Consider the following 17,155-nt stretch of genomic DNA (forward strand, 5'->3'; position numbering starts at 1 on the left):
GGCGTGGCTCTACGGGAGGGTTTTGGCGTGCGGGGGCAGCCACGCAGGGCGTGGCGCTACGGGAGGGTTTTGGCGTGCGGAGGCAGCCACGCAGGGCGTGGCGCTACGGGAGGGTTTTGGCGTGCGGGGGCAGCCACGCAGGGCGTGGCTCTACGGGAGGGTTTTGGCGTGCGGGGGCAGCCACGCAGGGCGTGGCTCTACGGGGTGGGCGCCTGGTGGCGGGTGCTGCCCTTCCAGGCGTCCAGGAACTGGCGGCGCTTGAGGCCGTCGAGGTAGACGAGCAGGCCTGGGCCCAGCTGGATCGGGCGGTAGCTGCGGCCCGGGGCGCGGTCGCGTTGGGTGGGGAGGATCGACATCAGGCGGGCTTCGCGTGACAGGACCTGCTGGCCTCGCGACGACAACAGGTAGTCGAGGAAGCGGCGCGCCTCCGGTGCGTTGCGGGTGGTTCGCGGGATCACCGCGGTGCGCAGGACGACCAGGGTGTAGTCCTCCGGTTCGACGATGCCCAGCGGTGCGCCGGCATCGATGCGGGCCTGCGCGTAGGAACCCAGCACGTTGTAGACGAGCGAGAGCTGGCCGCTGCTGACACGGTCGAGCAGGACGCCGGTGCGCTCTTCCAGCTGCACACGGTTGTCGCCCAGCGCGCCCAGCAGTGCGCCGGCCATGCTGCCGCGCTGGCCGTCCTGGGTGGCCAGCAGGTAACCCACGCTGCTGCGTTCGACGTCGTAGGTGCCTACCTTCCCCGCCAGCAGTGCGTCCGGCGCACGCAGCAGTTCCAGCAGTTGGCGGCGGGTGCGTGGCACGCGTGCGGCCGGCAGCATGCGGGTGTTGTACACGATCGCCACCGGTTCGTAACTGATGCCGAAGGCCTCATGCCGCCACTGCGCCCATGAGGGCAAAGCCTCGGTCTGCGCGGAGCGGTGGGCCAGCGCATACCCGTCGTTGACGAGCTTGGCCTGCAGGTCCATGCCGCTGCTGATCAGCATGTCCGGCCCGTTCGCACCGCTTCGCTCGCGCAGGTAGCGCGCATACATGTCCTGCGCGATCACGTCCTCGTAGATGATCTCGGTGCCCGGATGCAGGCGCTGGTAATCGGCGATGACGGTGGCGAAGACTTCGATGTCGGTCGAGCCGTGGATGCGCAGCTGCGCCTGCACCGGCCCCTTGGCCGCGAAGCGCTGGGTCTGGCCGGGCTCGGCCGCAACGCTGCCGGCCACGAGCAGGAGCAACAGGGAAAACAGGATCTTCATGCGTGCAGCCTTGGCAGGCGGATGGTGGCCACCAGCCCGCCCGCGGGCCGGTTGCTCAGGTCGATATGGCCGCCGTGGCTGTCCACCACGCGCTTGACGATGGCCAGGCCCAGCCCTGCCCCGCCCGGCGCGGCATCCTCCCCGCGCGCGAAGCGCTCGAACACGCGCTCGGCATCACCGGGCGCAATGCCCGGGCCGTGATCGGCGATGGTCACCACGCATTGCCGCGCATCCTCGGTGAGCGCGAGCTGCAGCACACCGTTGCCGCCGTACTTGAGTGCGTTGTCGATGAGGTTCTTGATGGCCTCGCGCAGCAGCAGCGCGTCGCCCTGCACCCACGCCGAAGCCACGCCCACGGCGAGCTGCACGCGCGGGGCGGGCAGCGCTTGTGGCAGTGCTTCATGCAGGGCCTGGTGCACGGTTTCCACCATGTCCACCGGCGCGAAGCGCTGCAGATTGGAACGGTGGATGACACTGGCATCGCTGAGCAGCTGGTTCAGCAGGCGGCTCATGTGGGTGGCGTTGCGGTCGATGGCCACCAGGCTGCGGCGCATGTCTTCGGGGTCGTCGTCGTCCAGCGCCAGCTGGGCCTGGGCGCGCAATGCGGCCAGCGGGGTGCGCATCTGGTGCGCGGCCTCGGCCATGAACGCGCGCAGGGTCTCGTTGCTGCTGGACAGGCGCGCCATGAAGCGGTTCAGTGCGGCCACCATCTGGTCCATCTCGCGCGGGACGCGGGCATCCAGCGGGCTCAGATCGGACGGCTCGCGACGTGACAGCTCGCGCTCGACCTTGACCAGCGGGCGGAACGCGCGGTGCACGCCAAAGCCAACCAGCGCCAGCGACAACAGCGAGAGCACGCCGATGGCCAACAGGGCGCGGTTGACGATGTCCTGCGCCACCGCTTCGCGCGCGCGGCGGGTCTGGCCGACCTGCACGCGTATATCGGCCTGGGCCGACGGCGAGGACACGCGCCGCGACACCACCACGAAGCGAACCGTTTCGCCGCTGTAGGGGGCATCGAACAGCTGCGGCTGGTCGCTGGGTGCGCGCGGCGGTGCGGGCAGGTCGCCGTAGCCGGTGACGGTCTGGCCGCGTGCATCGAACACGCGGTAGAACACGCGGTCTTCCGGCGCCATGGCCAGAAGATCGAGCGCGGCGTAGGGCAGGTCCACCTGCCACTGCGCCTCCACCAACGCCACCGAGTCGATGATCGACAGCGCCGAGGACACCAGCAGGTGATCGTACGAACGGTTGGCGGCGCGCTGGCCGTAATCGCGCGCGCCGAACAGCAGGGCTACGGCGAACACGGCCAGCAGCGCGCCCAGGTACAGAGTGAGGGTGCGCCGCAGCGAGCTGGGCGCGCGGGTCTCAACCGTCGGCATCGGCAGCGCCGGTGATGGCCTCAAGCAGGTAGCCGCTGCCACGCACGGTGACGATGCGCAGCGGTGCGTCGGCCAGCTTGCGGCGCAGGCGGCCCACATACAGTTCGATGGCATTGGGGCCGGCCTCGTCGTCGAACCCGAACAGGCCGTTGCCGATCTCGTCCTTGCCCACCACGTGGCCCAACCGGCCCATCAGGATCTCGAGCAGGCGGTATTCGCGGTTGGGCAGTTCGATCGGCTGGCCGTCCAGGCTGACCCGGTGCGAGGCGTTGTCGAACTGGAAGCCGCCGATCTGCACCACCTCGCTGGCCTGGCCACGGGTACGCCGCAGCAGCACGCGGCAGCGCGCCTCGAATTCGCGGAAGTCGAACGGCTTGCCCAGGTAATCGTCGGCGCCCACGTCCAGCGCCTGCACGCGGTCTTCGATGCCGTCGCGTGCGGTGAGCATCAGCACCGGGGTGGCATCGCCACGCTCGCGCATGCCGGCCAGTACGCGCAGGCCGTCCAGCTTGGGCAGGCCGATATCCAGCACCACCAGGTCGAAGCTCTGGTAGCGCAGCACGCTGGCGGCGGCCAGGCCGTCGTTCTGCCAATCCACCGCGTGGCCACTGCGGCGCATGCGGCGGACGATGGCGTCGGCCAGGTCCGGGTTGTCTTCGACCAGCAGGATGCGCATGGGGTGGTGTGTGGAAATGGTGCGGGAATCCTAGCGCGAGCGGGGGGTTGCGTGGGTTGCGCTGCGCTGCAGCAGGCGCCGACAGGTGGATGACAGCTTGCCCGGACTAGGCTGCGCCATCGCCAGGCACCCGGTGCAGCGGCGTCCTTACCACCTGCGGGTTGGCACGGCCACACGGCCCTGCCCGCCCACCGCCATGTACCTGGGAGGGTTCATGCATCTCAATCTCCTGCGCCGCCGCGGGCTGGCCGCCTGCGCCCTGCTGTTGCCCATCGCCCCGCTCTGGGCCGCCGACGATGCCGATGCGGACCGCCCGGTGACCGCTACGCTCGGCGGGCGCCTGCACCTGGATTTCGCCGATTTCGACAACGATTCGCGCGGCACCCCGAACAAGGACGACACCGAGATCCGCCGTGCGTGGGTAGACGTGTCCGGCCGGTTCTTCGCGGTGGACTACAAGCTGGAAGCGGACTTCTCCGGCGACCAGGTGGAGGCCAAGGACGTCTACATCAGCCGCGATTTCAGCGGCGGCAAGCTCAGCGTGGGCCAGTTCAAGCAGTTCTTCTCGCTGGACGACCGCACCGGTTCCAACTACGGCAGCTTCCTGGAGCGCGGCAACGCCGGCACCACGCTGGCACCGCTGTACCGCTTGGGCGCGTCATGGCAGGCAGCCAAAAACGACATGACCTGGGCCGCGAGTGCCTACAGCCTGGAAAGCATCGACGCCTGGCAGGTAAAGGGCCGCGCCGCCGGTGGCCGGGCCACCTGGGCGCCGGGCGCCACCGCCGGCGACGTGCTGCACCTGGGGCTGTCGCTGGCGCACGAGCGTTACGACCGCCCTGGCGCCAATGGCGCGCCCGCGCTGCGGATCCGGCCGCGCCCGGCGGGCCACCTGTCCGACAACAGCCGGCTGACGCTGGCCGACTTCTCCGCCGGCCGCGATACCGACGTGAACAAGTGGTCCCTGGAATACGCACAGGTGCGCGGGCCGCTGTCCTGGCAGGGCGAGTTCAGCGGCGCCACCTTCGATGACGGTAGCCAGCGCGGCACGGTGCTGGCCGGCTACGGCATGCTGAGCTGGTTCGTCACCGGCGAGTCGCGCGGGTACGACCGCAAGACCGGGCGCTTTGCACGCATCAAGGACATCCGCCACACCGCCGGTGCGTTCGAGCTGGCGCTGCGCTACGACCAGATGCGCGGTGAGCAGCACCTGTTCGGCCAGCCGGACCTGATCGACGCGCGCACCGAGGCGTGGACGCTCGGCGGCAACTGGTACCTGCGCCCCAACCTGCGCTTCATGCTCAACCTGATCGACAGCCGCAACCGCGACCATCTCGCCGCCGCCACCGTGGACCACACGCGCGCGGTGACCGGCCGCCTGCAGTTTGATTTCTAACCCTACCCCTACGTTGCAAGGAGTCCGCAGATGATGCTCAGCATCCTCGGCTTTGGCATGGTCATTACGTTCATGTACTTGATCATGAGCAAACGACTGTCGCCGCTGGTCGCCCTGATCACCATTCCCATTATCTTCGCGTTGCTGGGCGGCTTCGGTGCCGACATCGACGAGATGATGCTGGAAGGCATCAAGAAGATCGCGCCCACCGGCGTGATGCTGATGTTCGCCATCCTGTACTTCGGGGTGATGATCGATGCGGGGCTGTTCGACCCGCTGGTGCGGATCATCCTGCGCCTGGTCAAGGGCGACCCGATGAAGATCGTGCTCGGCACGGCCGCACTGGCCATGCTGATCTCGCTGGACGGCGACGGTTCGACCACCTACATGATCACCGTCTCGGCGATGCTGCCGCTGTACCAGCGGCTGGGCATGAGCGCGTTGAACATGACGTGCGTGACCATCCTCGCCGGTGGCGTGATGAACCTGACCCCGTGGGGCGGCCCGACCGCGCGCGCGGCCACGGCGCTGCACGTGGACCCGGCCGATGTGTTCGTGCCGCTGATTCCGGCGATGGTGCTGGCCTGCCTGGCCGTGCTGGGCCTGGCGTGGTACCTGGGGCTGAAGGAACGCCGGCGGCTGGGCGTGGTCAAGCTGCCGACCGGTGGCAGCTGGATGGACGCGAGCGTGTCCGACGACGGCGCGCTGCCGACGGTGGAAGATGCCGAGGACATCAAGCGGCCCAAGCTGCTGTGGGTGAACCTGGCGCTGACGCTGGCCCTGATGACCGCGCTGGTGATGGGCGTGCTGCCGATGCCGGTGCTGTTCATGGTGGGCTTCGCGATCGCGCTGGTGATCAACTACCCGAACCTGGCCGAGCAGCGCCGCCGCGTGGTGAACCATGCCGGCAACGTGCTGTCGGTGGTGTCGTTGATTTTCGCCGCGGGCATTTTCACCGGCATCCTCAACAACACCGGCATGGTGGAGGCGATGTCGCGCAGCTTCCTGGCGATCATTCCCGACGCGTGGGGCCCGTACCTGGCGGTGATCACCGCGCTGGCGTCGATGCCGTTCACCTTCTTCATGTCGAACGACGCGTTCTACTTCGGCGTGCTGCCGATCCTGTCCGAGGCCGCCGGCAACTACGGCATCACCCCGGTGGAAATGGCGCGCGCGTCGCTGGCGGGGCAGCCGGTGCATCTGCTGAGCCCGTTGGTGCCTTCAACCTACCTGCTGGTGGGCCTGGCCAAGGTGGAATTCGCCGACCACCAGAAGTTCACCCTGAAGTGGGCGGTGCTGATCTCGCTGGTGCTGATGGCCGGCAGCCTGCTGTTCGCGCTGTACCCCTTCGCTGCCTGACCCGGTTCAAGGAGATTTCGACATGACGCTTCGCATCGCATACGTCACCAGTGGCATGGGCAGCGTGGGCACGGCCATCTGCCAGAAGCTGGCCCGCAACGGCCACACGGTGGTGGCCGGCTGTGCACCCAACTCGCCGCGCAAGGCCGGCTGGCTGCGCGAACAGCGCGAGCTGGGCTTCGACTTCATCGCGTCCGAAGGCAATGCGGCCGACTGGCAGTCCACGGTGGCTGCCTTCACCAAGGTCAAGGCCGAAGTGGGCGAGATCGACGTGCTGGTCAACAACGCCGGCGGCAGCCGCGACGTGCTGTTCCGGCAGATGACGCAGGACGACTGGAACGCGGTGATGGGGTCGAACCTGCACGCGCTGTTCAACATCACCAAGCAGGTGATCGACGGCATGGCGTCGCGTGGCTGGGGCCGGATCGTCAACATCGGCTCGGTAAGCGCGCACAAGGGTCAGATCGGCCAGGTCAACTTCGCCACGGCCAAGGCGGCGATGCACGGCTTCAGCCGAGCGCTGGCCAATGAAGTGGCCACGCGCGGGGTAACGGTGAACACCATTTCGCCGGGCTACATTGCCAGCCAGTCGATCAGCAGCTTCCCGCCCGACGTGCTGGACCGCCTGGCCGGTTCGGTACCGATCCGCCGCCTGGGCAAGCCGGAAGAGGTGGCCAGCCTGTGTGCGTGGCTGGCCTCGGATGACGCGGCGTATGTGACCGGCGCGGATTACGCGGTGAACGGCGGGTTGCATATGTTTTGATGCCATGCCCGCCGCAACGCCGGGCATGGCATCGATAGCGCCCGACCGTTGGTCGGGCGATGCGGAATCAGAAGTCCGCGCTTACCGTCATGAACAATTGCCTTGGTGCGCTGGCGTGGATTGCATAACGGGTGCCGGTCGGGTCGATCGGGGCGAATGAACTCAGCTGCCCCGCGTACCGCTTGTTGGTCAGGTTGGTGGCGTTGAGCGAGACCTTGACGTCGCGCAACCCCAGCCCCGGCCCGAACGCGTAACCCAGGCCCGCATCGAACGTGGTGACGCCCGGAACCGACTGGTCGTTGGTGTAGGTGTAATAGCGCTTGCCGGTGTATTTGGCGCGCAGGCTGGCCGACCAGCCATCGCGGTTCCAGCTGATTTCGCTTGAGGCCATGCGCTGCGGGGTGTCCACGGTGATCTTGCCGGCGACCGGCACGATCGCGCCGCCGGAGGTGTAGTCGTCCTCGTAGGTGCTCTTGTTCCACGACAGCGCGTTGTACCACTGCAGGCCGTCCACCGGCTTGAGGATGAACGTCAGTTCCGCACCCTGGCTCTTCACCGAGCCGACATTGATGAAGCGGGTGATGCACTCCGGGCGCGTGCCCACTTCAATGCTGGTGCACGGGTTGAGCGAAAGCAGCCGGTTGTCGAACATCACGTGGTAGGCGGCGATCGAGGCCTGGTAGATCTCGCCGAAGGTGCGGAAGCCGGCTTCGAAGGAACGCGACTTCTCCGGATCCAGGTTGTCCACGCTGGCCGCGAACGATTCCGGCGACACCTGCAGCGGGCCACCGCTGCCACCGCCGACGAAGGCGGCAATGTTCTCCGAGTAGGAGGCGAACAGCTCGTTGTTCGGGCTGAGCTTGAAGCCGATACCCGCCTGCGGCAACACCGATTCCTTCGCAGTCAGCGTGCCCGAGGCATAGCTGGCCTCGGTGCCCGGCTTGGACACCGCGGTCATGCGGGTATTGGGGCTCTTGATGCCCACATCAACGGTGAGGCGGTCGTCCAGGAAGCGCATGCGGTCCTGCACGTAGAACTGGCGCGTACGGATGTCGTAGTCCTGGTCGAACAGGCGGCGGTTGGGGTAATTCAGATAGCCGTCGTCCAGGAACGGCCCGCTGATGTAGTAGAAGTTGCGTTCGACGTTGTGGTCGTTGCGCTCGTACCAGAGGCCCGCTTCCAGTTCGTGCACACCCACCTGCCAGCTCAATGCGGCGGTGATGCCCTGCCGGTTGATGGTGTAGTTGGTGCTGCGGATGGAGATCGGCAGCGCCTGCGGGGTGCCCGGGTTGGACGGTTGCCCCGGCGCCCACCAGTGGCCCTGGCCACGGTTCTCGTGGTGGTAGGCCAGCAGCTTCAGGCGGGCGCTGTCGCCCAGCGCGAGGTCGGCGTCGAGCGAGTACAGGTTGTCATCGCGCAGCGCGCGGCTCTGGTAGTACGCATCGTCGATGCTGTTGACGCCACCGCTGAACGCACAGCGCTGCGCGTTGTACGTGGCCGGTGCGCAGTAGGCGGCCGCGACGGCGCGGTCCCAGTCCGGTGCGTAGATGTTCCAGTCATAGCCCAGGCCGCGCGCCAGCATGCTCTTGGAGAGATACGCGTAGTTGGCCTGGCTGACCCGCGAGGTGGCGGCGAAGGCGCCGAAGCGATGGTCGCCCACGTTCCACACCGCCTTGGCGTTGAACTGGCGGGTGGTCTGGTTCTGGTTGGGCTCGGCCCACATGTCGGCGTCCTGATGCACGCCGGACACGTACGCGGAGAAGCCGTTGAGGTCGCCGGTATCCACGCGCAGGTAACCGCGGCGCTGGTTGTCGTCACCCACGGTGACGCTGGCGCGGCCGCCGAATTCGGTGGCGGGGTCCTGCGAGAAGTACTGGATGGTGCCGCCCAGATTGCTGGTGGACGCCACGCCGAGCGAGCCGATGCCCTGCGACAGCTCTGCGCCGGCGAGGTTTTCAGGAATCAACGCGCGGGCGATGCTCAGACCGTTGTAGTTGCCGTAGCTGTTGTCGCCCAGCGGAATGCCATCCAGCGTGTAACCCAGGCGGCTCTTGTCGAAGCCGCGCAGGCTGATGGTCTGCGACTCCTCGTTGGCACCGAACGCATCGTTGGACTGCACCGACACGCCCGGCAGGCGGTCCAGGATCTTCTGGGCGCTGGTCCCCGGCGGCAGTACCTGCTTGTCCACGGCGGTGATGCGCTGTACCTGGCGGGTTTCGCCCTGGCCGATCACCGATACGGTGTCCAGGGTGCGTGCGCTGGGCGCGCCGCTGGCATCGAGGGTGGTGTCCATGTCGGCAGCGTGCGCGTTGGCGGCGCACAGCGCGATCGCCACGGCGATCGTCAGGGGTCGGTTGAGCATGGGGGTCCGTTGCGTATTGGAGATGGCCTGCGCGGGGCAGGTGCGCGGCCATGGTGCAGACGGAAGATGAAAGGATTCTTACGGGTGGGTGCCGGGCCGTTCAAAATGCGACGCGGCGCATGGATTGCGGAGAGGGCAACGGCGTACGCACCAACGGTGCGCAGCTACCGTCACTCTGCCGCCAGCTGATCCATGCGGATGCGGTTGGCGAACAGCGAAAACGCCAGCATGCCGGCCAGGCCGTTGGCGCGGCTCACCCAGTGCGGCAGCCAGCGCGGCGGGCGCAGGATGCCTTCTTCGAACAGCGGGGCGAAATCGATGGCGTCGGTGAGCGACATCTTGCCGGCGAACAGCCAGCGGCAGACCTGCAGGCGGTCTTCATCCAGCATGTGGCGGAAGAAGGTGTGCACCGACACCAGCCCGCGCAGGTACACGGTGTCCTTGGTGAACGCTGCGCCGCCGGTGGCGGGCACGCCACGGAACACGCGCTGCGCCGAGGCGAAACTCTCTTCGTTGTTCTGCCCGGCGTTGCAGAAGTAGCGGAACACCTGGATGAAGTCGGCGCCCTCGCGTGCCATGGCGATGGCTTCGGTGCGCAGGCTGATGCGCTTGAGCCGTTCGATGTCGATGCTGCCGGTGATCTGTTCGGCGAAGGTAGCCAGGCCTTCCTGGGTGGCGGTGACGCGCGGCGAGGACAACGCCAGACTGGGCAGGTGCGGCTGCTCGCGGCCGTTCAATGCGGTGAGCGAATGCACCAGCGCTTCATGATGGAACAGCTGGGCGCGGTCGTAGGCGCTGAAGCGCGCACTGGTGCGCAGGCGGATGCGGGTGGGGCCTGCGGCGGCCTTGGAGATCAGCTCCGGATCGAGCTGCACGCTGATGATGCGCGATTCGAAGAACGCATCCAGGTCGCTCTGCAACTGGAGCTGCAGCGCGGTGGCCGATACCGGCACCTGCTCCTCCGGAGCGAGCAGCTCATGGTCCAGCTCCTCGGCGATCTGGATGAAGTGGCGCGCCGCATCGCGGGTGCTGGGGCCGTTGCCGGGCAGCGGCTGTTCGGGCGAGCCGAACAGTTCCACCGAATAACGATCCACCGCGGCGGTGCCGAGGGATTCCAGCAGGCCGGCGGCCAGGTCCCAGCTGTGCGCGGACCGGCGCACATACAGGCCGATGGGATGATTGGGGTCGCATTGGGCGCTGATGGCGGCCAGTTCGCGGCGCGTATCGGCGTAATCCAGCTTGGGGTAGTCCAGCACCGGCAGCACCGGCTGGCCCCGCGCAACGCTGGCCAGGAACGGCGCCTGCAGTGACGCGGGCCAGCTGGTCAGGCCCAGCAGCTTGATGCCGCCAACGGCGTCCACCAGGCGCGCATCCAGCGCGGTGTGGTGGGCCACGTCACGATCGACGGTCATGGGCGTGTTCATGACGGGGACATTAGCAGGGTCGAAGGCAAACGGTTTACGGCCGCCCCATTTCCCAACAACGGCTGGCCGCTTCTTATCCGGGCTATCCCGACCTCACCGGAGACCTCAGCAATGGGTGTAGATCCACGCCCTGCGTGGAGACCGCGCGTAGCGCGGCACAAACGTCCGAAGCCGATTCAATACCGCACCGCCCCTTCTGCCAACGTTTTGACCAACCGAAGCCAACGATCAGGCGTTCATGACCCCGGAACGGAATACAGCCACGCAGGGCGTGGCTCTACGGGCATCAGCAGGTTACCGCCGTCGGCGTCAGCGCTTCTTTCCCGGTGGGCGCCACTGCGCGCCCTTGCTCACGTGCTTGCGTTCCAGCGCCTGCTGGGCCTGGCGCACCGCCAGCTTGGCGGCGGCGGCGGCGACTTCGTCCTTGAGCTTGAAGTAGTTGAGCAGGCGTTCTTCGTCGAGCTCGCCGGAGTCGATCGCCGCGCGCACCGCGCAGCCCGGCTCGCGCTGGTGGGCGCAATCGCGGAAGCGGCACTGGGCGGCCAGCGCTTCGACGTCGGCGAAACCGGCTTCGCCCAGCGCCTCTTCGCCGGTGGGCTTGAGTTCGCGCATGCCGGGGGTATCGATCAGGCAGGCGCCGGACGGCATCGGAATCAGCGCGCGGTGGGTGGTGGTGTGGCGACCCTTCGAGTCATTACCGCGGACTTCGGCGGTCTTCATCAGCTCGTAGCCGAGCAGCGTGTTGGTCAGGGTCGACTTGCCGGCGCCCGAGGAACCCACCAGCACCACGGTCTGCCCTGCTCCCAGCCACGGCAGCAGCGCACTGGCACTGGCCGGGTCGCGGCCGTTGATGGCCAGCAGCGGGATGTCCTGCGCGCCCAGTTCTTCCAGTACCGCCAGCGCGTCTTCGCTGTACTCGGTCTGGTCGGCCTTGGTCAGCACCACCACCGGCTGCGCGCCGCCCCCGCCCACCAGCATCAGGTAGCGCTCGATCCGGCGCGGATTGAAGTCGGCATCCAGCCCGCAGACGATGAACACCGTGTCGATGTTGGCCGCGATCACCTGCTGGTGGTAATGCTCGCCGGCCGCGCCGCGCTTGATGGCGGTGCGCCGCGGCAGCAGGGCCACGATCAGCTTGCCGTCCAGCAGGACCCAGTCGCCCACCGCCGCCCGTTCATGGCTGGGGAAGCGCGGGCGCTGCCATTCGGCGGGGGATTCGGTCTTGATGGCCGCGCCGGGGGCGTCAGCCACCACATAGCCGGTGCGGTGCTGTTCGACCACCCGGCCCGGGCGGGCCTGCGGGTGCGCATCGAACAGGGCCTGCCAGGCAGGCAGCTCGGGGGCGCCTGCCCAGGGCCAGCCCATGGTCTGCAGGGCACGGTAGTCGATCGGTTCGCTCATCCGCCCATTCTAGGGGTCCACCTCCCCCTGCGTCTCAGCCATGGGTGGCAACTGCCCGCCAATGCAGGGAAATCACCCCGGAGCCCTTGCCCTGCAACGCAACATTTCCGCTACCATGCGGTGTCCAAGCCCGAACCACGGCCCAGTCATGTCCACGCCCCCGCTGAAGCCGCTCGCCACCCGCGAGCGCTTGTCCGAAGTCCGCTACGAGATCCGGGGCGAACTGGCGCGGCGAGCGCGTGAGCTGGAGGCGCAGGGCCGCAAGCTGATCAAGCTGAACATCGGCAACCCCGGCAACTTCGGGTTCCGTGCGCCCGAGCACCTGCAGCGGGCCATTGCCGACGACATGGGCCGTACCGACCCGTACACCCACCAGCAGGGGCTGCCCGAAGCCCGTGAGGCCATCGCCGCCGCGTATGCGCGCCGCGGTGCGCCCGATGCGCACCCGGATCGTGTCTTCATCGGCAACGGCGTGAGCGAGCTGATCGACCTGTCGCTGCGTGCCCTGCTCAACCCCGGCGATGAAGTGCTGGTGCCCTCGCCCGACTACCCGCTGTGGTCGGCGGCGACCATCCTCAACGACGGCCGCCCGGTGTACTACCGCTGCGCGCCGGAGAACGGCTTCCAGCCGGACCCGGTCGAGATCGAGACGCTGGTGTCGTCGCGCACCCGCGCCATCGTGCTGATCAACCCGAACAACCCCAGCGGCGCCAGCTATTCGCGCGAACTGCTGGAACGCATCGTGGCCATCGCAGCGAAGCACAACCTGCTGCTGATGGTCGATGAGATCTACGACCAGATCCTGTACGACGGCGCGCAGTTCCAGCCGGTTGCGCCGCTTGCCGGTGAGCACCCGTGCATCACCTTCAGCGGGCTGAGCAAGGTGCACCGCGCCTGCGGCTGGCGCGTGGGCTGGGCGATGCTGTCCGGCGCCGCCGAGCGCCTGGGCGAGTTCCGCGCGGCGATGGACCTGCTCAGCGCGCTGCGCCTGTGCGCCAACGTGCCGGGCCAGTACGCCATCGACGCGGCGGTCAACGGACCGGACACCGTCTCGGCACTGTGCGCGCCGGGTGGCCGCCTGTACGAGACCCGCCGCGCGGTGATCGAGGCCTGCAACGCCAGCGAACACCTCTCGCTGGTGGCACCGGCCGGTGCGCTGTATGCGTTCCCGGCGGTGGTCGGGCCGGCCGCGCGCAGCTTCGACGACCATGATTTCGCGCTGGAACTGATGAACGAGGAAGGCGTGCTGGTGGTCCCGGGCTCGAGCTTCAACGTGCCCTACCGGCACCACTTCCGGGTGACCCTGCTGCCGGAGGCCGAGGTGATGCGCGACGTGTTCGCCCGTATCGACCGGGCGCTCGCACGGCGCGCCGAGGCCAATACCAAGGTGGTACCGATCAAGCCGCGCAGCGCGGTGGCCTGAGGTGGCGCTGGCGTACCTGGCACTGGGCGACTCGTACACCATTGGTGAAGGCGTCGCCCGGGCCGACCGCTGGCCGGTGCAGCTGGCCACGGCCCTGCAGGAAGCCGGCCTGGTAGTGGCCGAACCGCAGATCATCGCCACCACCGGCTGGACCACCGACGAGCTGGACGCGGGCATCGATGCAGCCGCGCCGCAGGGGTCGTTCGGCCTGGTCAGCCTGCTGATCGGGGTCAACGACCAGTACCGTGGGCGCAGCGTGGACGACTATCGCCCGCGCTTCACCGCGCTGCTGCAGCGTGCGCTCGGCTTCGCCGGCAACCAGCCGCAGCATGTGCTGGTGCTGTCCATTCCGGACTGGGGCGTTACCCCGTACGCGCGCGAGGCCAAACGCGACCCCGCGCAGATCGCGCGCGAGCTGGACGCCTACAACGCCGCAGCGCAGGCGATCTGCGCCGAACATGCGGTGGCGTTCGTGGACATCACTGCCGTCAGCCGCGCACGGGGTGCCGAGGCGGGCATGCTGGTCGACGACGGCCTGCATCCTTCCGGCGCGATGTATACCGAATGGACGCGACTGGCCTTGCCGGTTGCCCGCACGCAACTCGATGACGAGGCCACACGCTGAGCACGGACGCCCTACCACTGGCCAGGGAACAGGCCCGCCGCATCGCCGATGCCTTCATGCCGGCCCAGCGCTTCGGCAACCGCCGCGATTACTACTACAGCCGTGGCAAGCTCGGCAGCGATCCGCTGTACCCGGGCGTGCTGGCCGCGCTGGCGCCCTGCGCGCAACCGCTGCTCGACATCGGCTGCGGGCTCGGCCTGCTGGCCCATGTGCTGCGCCAGGACGGGCGCTCCCAGCCCTACCGCGGGGTGGACATCGACGCTGACAAGATCGCCCGCGCACAGCGTGCCGGCATGCGCGCGGCGCTGGCCGATGCGCGTTTCGACTGCGTGGATGCCAGCGCGGGGTTGCCCGACCACCACGGCAGCGTGGCCCTGCTCGACGTGCTGCAATACCTGCCCGCCGAGGCCCAGCCCGCCTTGCTGCGCGAGGCGGCGGCCCGGGTCGCGCCCGGTGGCCGGCTGGTGATCCGCACCACGCTGGCCGACAACAGCGGCCGCGACCGCACCACCCGCATCACCGACATGCTGGCCCACCTGGTGGGCTGGATGGGCACGCGCCCGCGCCACTACCCCGATGCCGCCAGCGTGCGCGCGCCGCTGGAAGCGGCCGGGCTGCAGCTGGACATGGCGCCGCTGTACGGCAACACGCCGTTCAACAACTGGCTGGTCACGGCCGTGCGCAGGGAGGCCGCGTGACCCCGCCGCGCCCACGCCATTCCGCGCTGGGCATCGCCGCACTGGTGGTGAGCCTGGTGGCGCTGGTGGTGTTTGCCGCCACTGCGCATGTAGCCCACCTGCCCCGCTATGCGGGCATGCACGAGGTGCCGGTGGCGGTGCTGGTAATGCTGTTCGTGGGGCTTGGGGTGACGGTAGTGGCCCTGCTGCTGGGCATCGGCAGCGCGCTGCAGCACCAGCGCCGCCGGGTCACCGGGGTGCTGGCGCTGGGGTTGTCGATCACCTTGTTGTGGGCGCAGGCCTCGCTGGGCAGCTGGGTCCACCAGCAATGGCAGGATGCGCATCCGGTGGCGGCACACCGAGGGTAGAGCCACGCCCTGCGTGGCTGTTCTCTGAATCCGGCACCGCGAAGCCACGCAGGGCGTGGCTCTACGACGGGGCGTGCGGCAGGCTCGCCTGCAGGCCGCGTGCCTGGAGGGCCTGCAGCACCGCTTCGATGATGGCGAGGTTGTGGCCGTGGGCGGCACCTTCGTGCACCAGCACGATGGCACCGGGGCGCAGGTCGGCCACGATGCGGTCGATGACCTGCTGCGGCTGGCAGGTCACGCCGTCGAACCCGCGCGCGCCCCAGCCCACCCGGGTCAAGCCCCACCGCTTCAGTGCCGGCGCCACGAACGGGTTGGTCATGCCGACCACCGAGCGGTACCAGCGCGGCGGGGCGCCCGCGATGCCGGCCAGCGCCTGCTGGCACAGGGCGATTTCGTCGGCCATGGTGGAGGGGCCCAGCCGCCAGAAGCGGGTCTGCGGGTGGCGGTGGCTGTGGTTGCCCAGGTCGTGGCCGCGCGCGAGCACCTCGCGCACCACGGCCGGCTGCGCCAGGGCGCGCTCGCCGACCATGAAGAAGGTGGCCTTGGCCTGGTAGCGGTCCAGCAGGTCCAGCAGCGCCGGGGTCTCGGCCGACGGGCCATCGTCGATGGTCAGCCATACCTGCGGCGGATCACCGGGCAGGCGGCTCAGCACCGGCGCGTAGAAGCGGCTGTTGGGCAGGAACACCGGCACCATGAACAGGGCGTGCGAGGCCACCATCAGCGGCAGCCCGACGGCCCAGCCCAGCGCCCACCAGACCCCTGCCACGGCCAGCTGCGAGGCCACCAGCCAGGGCAGCCAGCGCCACGGGCGGCGGGGAATGCGATACAACGTTTCCGGTTCGGTCATGCCCCATGATGCCATGCCGCGTAGAATGGACGGTTCGAAAACACCCGGACCCGACCGTCATGTCCCTTGATCCCGCCCTGCGCTCGCGCATCGAATCCATCCTCACCGCCAACCGCGTCGTGTTGTTCATGAAGGGCCAGCCGAGCATGCCGCAGTGCGGGTTTTCGGCCAAGGCCGTCGGCGCGCTGCAGGACCTGGGCGTGGAGTTCGCCCACGTCAACGTGCTGGCCGACGCCGACATCCGCGAAGGCATCAAGGCCTACGGCGACTGGCCGACCATCCCGCAGTTGTACATCGACGGCGACCTGGTCGGCGGCAGCGACATCATCCTGCAGATGGCCGGCAGCGGTGAGCTGAGCAGCGTGCTCGGCCTGGCCGCGCCGGACCGTACCCCGCCGCGCATCACCGTGACCCCGGCGGCGGTTGAGATGCTGCGTGGCGCACTGGCCGATGCGCCGGGTGCATCGCTGCAGCTGGGCATCGACGCCCAGTTCCAGCCGAACTTCCAGCTGGCCCCGCACGACGACAACGCCATCGCCGCCGAGTCCAACGGCCTGCGCGTGCAATTCGACCTGGCCAGCGCGCGCCGTGCCGACGGCATCACCATCGACTGGGTGGACGACATCCGCGGCAAGGGCCTGGCCATCGACAACCCGAATGCGCCCAAGGCGGTGCAGGAACTGGCCGTGCGCGACGCTGACGACCAGCGCCGTGCGGGCAGCGTGATCGTGGTGGACGTGCGTCCGGCCGACGAGCGCGCCATTGCCGCGATCAACGCGCCGTTCGAGACCTTCGATGGCGACAACCGCGCGCGCCTGGAAGCCCTGCCCAAGGACACCGCGCTGGCCTTCCTGTGCCACCACGGTGGCCGCAGCGCGCAGGCCGCCGAGCAGTTCCGTGCGTTGGGTTTCAGCAAGGTCTACAACATCACCGGCGGTATCGACGCCTGGTCGAGCGATGTGGACAACAGCGTGCCGAAGTATTGATCGCGGATTGAATCGCGATGGATGAGGAGGAACGCCGGCATTGCCGGCGTTTTTTTTGCTTCGATCAGGTTCATCGCGAGCGTTGAGGGCCCCGTCGCGGCCGGCAGGCCCCTATGCAAATGTCCCCCGGCGTCGGCATGCGCCGCCGCCTCCTCCTTTACTTTGCCAGGGACCTACCGGCCGCGACGGGGCTCGGCTTGCGGTTCGCAGGAAAAG

15 protein-coding genes are annotated in these 17,155 nt (G+C 68.5%); 8 read left to right on the top strand and 7 right to left on the bottom strand.

What is annotated here, in order from left to right; genetic code table 11:
• Nucleotides 1-197 precede the first annotated feature (197 nt).
• The 3 genes from RT456_RS18450 to RT456_RS18460 are packed head-to-tail and all read right to left on the bottom strand — an operon-like array spanning nucleotide 198 to nucleotide 3,308.
• On the bottom strand, nucleotides 198-1,250 hold the full coding sequence (locus RT456_RS18450) for an ABC transporter substrate-binding protein (protein ID WP_313348765.1): 1,053 nt from the start codon (nucleotides 1,248-1,250) through the stop codon (nucleotides 198-200).
• Nucleotides 1,247-2,632: a sensor histidine kinase gene (locus tag RT456_RS18455; protein WP_313348767.1), complete on the bottom strand. Its 1,386-nt coding sequence runs from the start codon at nucleotides 2,630-2,632 to the stop codon at nucleotides 1,247-1,249. The genes RT456_RS18450 and RT456_RS18455 overlap by 4 nt, the downstream gene beginning before the upstream one ends.
• Nucleotides 2,619-3,308, bottom strand: a complete 690-nt coding sequence (locus RT456_RS18460; protein WP_313348768.1) for a response regulator transcription factor — start codon at nucleotides 3,306-3,308, stop codon at nucleotides 2,619-2,621. The genes RT456_RS18455 and RT456_RS18460 overlap by 14 nt, the downstream gene beginning before the upstream one ends.
• Nucleotides 3,309-3,522: 214 nt before the next feature.
• On the opposite strand from RT456_RS18460, the gene RT456_RS18465 reads away from it, so the two are divergent.
• From RT456_RS18465 to phbB, 3 genes are read left to right on the top strand one after another with little or no spacing between them, the layout of a single operon-like run.
• Nucleotides 3,523-4,704 (top strand): porin, encoded by a 1,182-nt coding sequence (locus RT456_RS18465; protein WP_313348770.1) that lies wholly within the window; start codon nucleotides 3,523-3,525, stop codon nucleotides 4,702-4,704.
• Between the two features lie 33 nt (nucleotides 4,705-4,737).
• On the top strand, nucleotides 4,738-6,063 hold the full coding sequence (locus RT456_RS18470; RefSeq protein ID WP_313348787.1) for a CitMHS family transporter: 1,326 nt from the start codon (nucleotides 4,738-4,740) through the stop codon (nucleotides 6,061-6,063).
• 22 nt (nucleotides 6,064-6,085) lie between these two features.
• Nucleotides 6,086-6,826, top strand: coding sequence for an acetoacetyl-CoA reductase (phbB, locus tag RT456_RS18475; RefSeq protein WP_313348772.1), 741 nt, complete (start codon nucleotides 6,086-6,088; stop codon nucleotides 6,824-6,826).
• A gap of 67 nt (nucleotides 6,827-6,893) precedes the next feature.
• Here the strand turns inward: phbB and RT456_RS18480 are convergent, their stop codons facing one another.
• The 3 genes from RT456_RS18480 to rsgA form a co-directional block, all read right to left on the bottom strand.
• Nucleotides 6,894-9,188 carry a TonB-dependent receptor gene (locus RT456_RS18480; RefSeq protein WP_313348774.1) on the bottom strand — a complete coding sequence of 765 codons (2,295 nt, stop codon included), beginning with the start codon at nucleotides 9,186-9,188 and terminating at the stop codon, nucleotides 6,894-6,896.
• A gap of 170 nt (nucleotides 9,189-9,358) precedes the next feature.
• Complete coding sequence (locus RT456_RS18485; protein WP_313348776.1) at nucleotides 9,359-10,600, bottom strand: flavohemoglobin expression-modulating QEGLA motif protein; 1,242 nt, start codon at nucleotides 10,598-10,600, stop codon at nucleotides 9,359-9,361.
• A gap of 321 nt (nucleotides 10,601-10,921) precedes the next feature.
• Nucleotides 10,922-12,013 (bottom strand): ribosome small subunit-dependent GTPase A, encoded by a 1,092-nt coding sequence (gene rsgA, locus RT456_RS18490; RefSeq protein WP_313348777.1) that lies wholly within the window; start codon nucleotides 12,011-12,013, stop codon nucleotides 10,922-10,924.
• 148 nt (nucleotides 12,014-12,161) lie between these two features.
• On the opposite strand from rsgA, the gene RT456_RS18495 reads away from it, so the two are divergent.
• Genes RT456_RS18495 through RT456_RS18510 form a run of 4 tightly spaced genes read left to right on the top strand, consistent with a single transcriptional unit; the run spans nucleotide 12,162 to nucleotide 15,106 of the window.
• On the top strand, nucleotides 12,162-13,436 hold the full coding sequence (locus RT456_RS18495; protein WP_313348779.1) for a pyridoxal phosphate-dependent aminotransferase: 1,275 nt from the start codon (nucleotides 12,162-12,164) through the stop codon (nucleotides 13,434-13,436).
• A gap of 1 nt (nucleotide 13,437) precedes the next feature.
• The gene (locus tag RT456_RS18500; protein WP_313348780.1) at nucleotides 13,438-14,061 is read left to right on the top strand and encodes an SGNH/GDSL hydrolase family protein; all 624 of its coding nucleotides are present in this window, start codon (nucleotides 13,438-13,440) and stop codon (nucleotides 14,059-14,061) included.
• Between the two features lie 56 nt (nucleotides 14,062-14,117).
• The gene (locus RT456_RS18505) at nucleotides 14,118-14,759 is read left to right on the top strand and encodes a class I SAM-dependent methyltransferase (protein WP_313348782.1); all 642 of its coding nucleotides are present in this window, start codon (nucleotides 14,118-14,120) and stop codon (nucleotides 14,757-14,759) included.
• Nucleotides 14,756-15,106, top strand: a complete 351-nt coding sequence (locus tag RT456_RS18510; protein WP_313348783.1) for a hypothetical protein — start codon at nucleotides 14,756-14,758, stop codon at nucleotides 15,104-15,106. Before RT456_RS18505 ends, RT456_RS18510 begins: the two co-directional genes overlap by 4 nt.
• Nucleotides 15,107-15,167: 61 nt before the next feature.
• On the opposite strand, the gene RT456_RS18515 is transcribed toward RT456_RS18510, so the two are convergent.
• Complete coding sequence (locus tag RT456_RS18515; RefSeq protein WP_313348784.1) at nucleotides 15,168-15,953, bottom strand: polysaccharide deacetylase family protein; 786 nt, start codon at nucleotides 15,951-15,953, stop codon at nucleotides 15,168-15,170.
• A 59-nt stretch (nucleotides 15,954-16,012) separates the two neighbouring features.
• Between RT456_RS18515 and grxD the strand changes: the two genes are divergently transcribed.
• Nucleotides 16,013-16,939: a Grx4 family monothiol glutaredoxin gene (gene grxD, locus RT456_RS18520; RefSeq protein WP_313348785.1), complete on the top strand. Its 927-nt coding sequence runs from the start codon at nucleotides 16,013-16,015 to the stop codon at nucleotides 16,937-16,939.
• Nucleotides 16,940-17,155 lie beyond the last annotated feature (216 nt).

The organism is Stenotrophomonas sp. (assembly GCF_032099025.1).
In the GTDB taxonomy this organism is placed as follows: Bacteria; Pseudomonadota; Gammaproteobacteria; order Xanthomonadales; family Xanthomonadaceae; genus Stenotrophomonas.

Bases quoted from the DNA above. Each gene is read 5' to 3' on its own strand.
- RT456_RS18455 (WP_313348767.1), bottom strand. From the start codon at position 2,632: ATGCCGACGGTTGAGACCCGCGCGCCCAGCTCGCTGCGGCGCACCCTC.
- RT456_RS18480 (WP_313348774.1), bottom strand. From the start codon at position 9,188: ATGCTCAACCGACCCCTGACGATCGCCGTGGCGATCGCGCTGTGCGCC.
- rsgA (WP_313348777.1), bottom strand. From the start codon at position 12,013: ATGAGCGAACCGATCGACTACCGTGCCCTGCAGACCATGGGCTGGCCC.
- RT456_RS18450 (WP_313348765.1), bottom strand. From the start codon at position 1,250: ATGAAGATCCTGTTTTCCCTGTTGCTCCTGCTCGTGGCCGGCAGCGTT.
- phbB (WP_313348772.1), top strand. From the start codon at position 6,086: ATGACGCTTCGCATCGCATACGTCACCAGTGGCATGGGCAGCGTGGGC.
- RT456_RS18485 (WP_313348776.1), bottom strand. From the start codon at position 10,600: ATGACCGTCGATCGTGACGTGGCCCACCACACCGCGCTGGATGCGCGC.
- RT456_RS18470 (WP_313348787.1), top strand. From the start codon at position 4,738: ATGCTCAGCATCCTCGGCTTTGGCATGGTCATTACGTTCATGTACTTG.
- RT456_RS18515 (WP_313348784.1), bottom strand. From the start codon at position 15,953: ATGACCGAACCGGAAACGTTGTATCGCATTCCCCGCCGCCCGTGGCGC.
- RT456_RS18505 (WP_313348782.1), top strand. From the start codon at position 14,118: ATGCCGGCCCAGCGCTTCGGCAACCGCCGCGATTACTACTACAGCCGT.
- RT456_RS18495 (WP_313348779.1), top strand. From the start codon at position 12,162: ATGTCCACGCCCCCGCTGAAGCCGCTCGCCACCCGCGAGCGCTTGTCC.
- RT456_RS18465 (WP_313348770.1), top strand. From the start codon at position 3,523: ATGCATCTCAATCTCCTGCGCCGCCGCGGGCTGGCCGCCTGCGCCCTG.
- RT456_RS18460 (WP_313348768.1), bottom strand. From the start codon at position 3,308: ATGCGCATCCTGCTGGTCGAAGACAACCCGGACCTGGCCGACGCCATC.
- grxD (WP_313348785.1), top strand. From the start codon at position 16,013: ATGTCCCTTGATCCCGCCCTGCGCTCGCGCATCGAATCCATCCTCACC.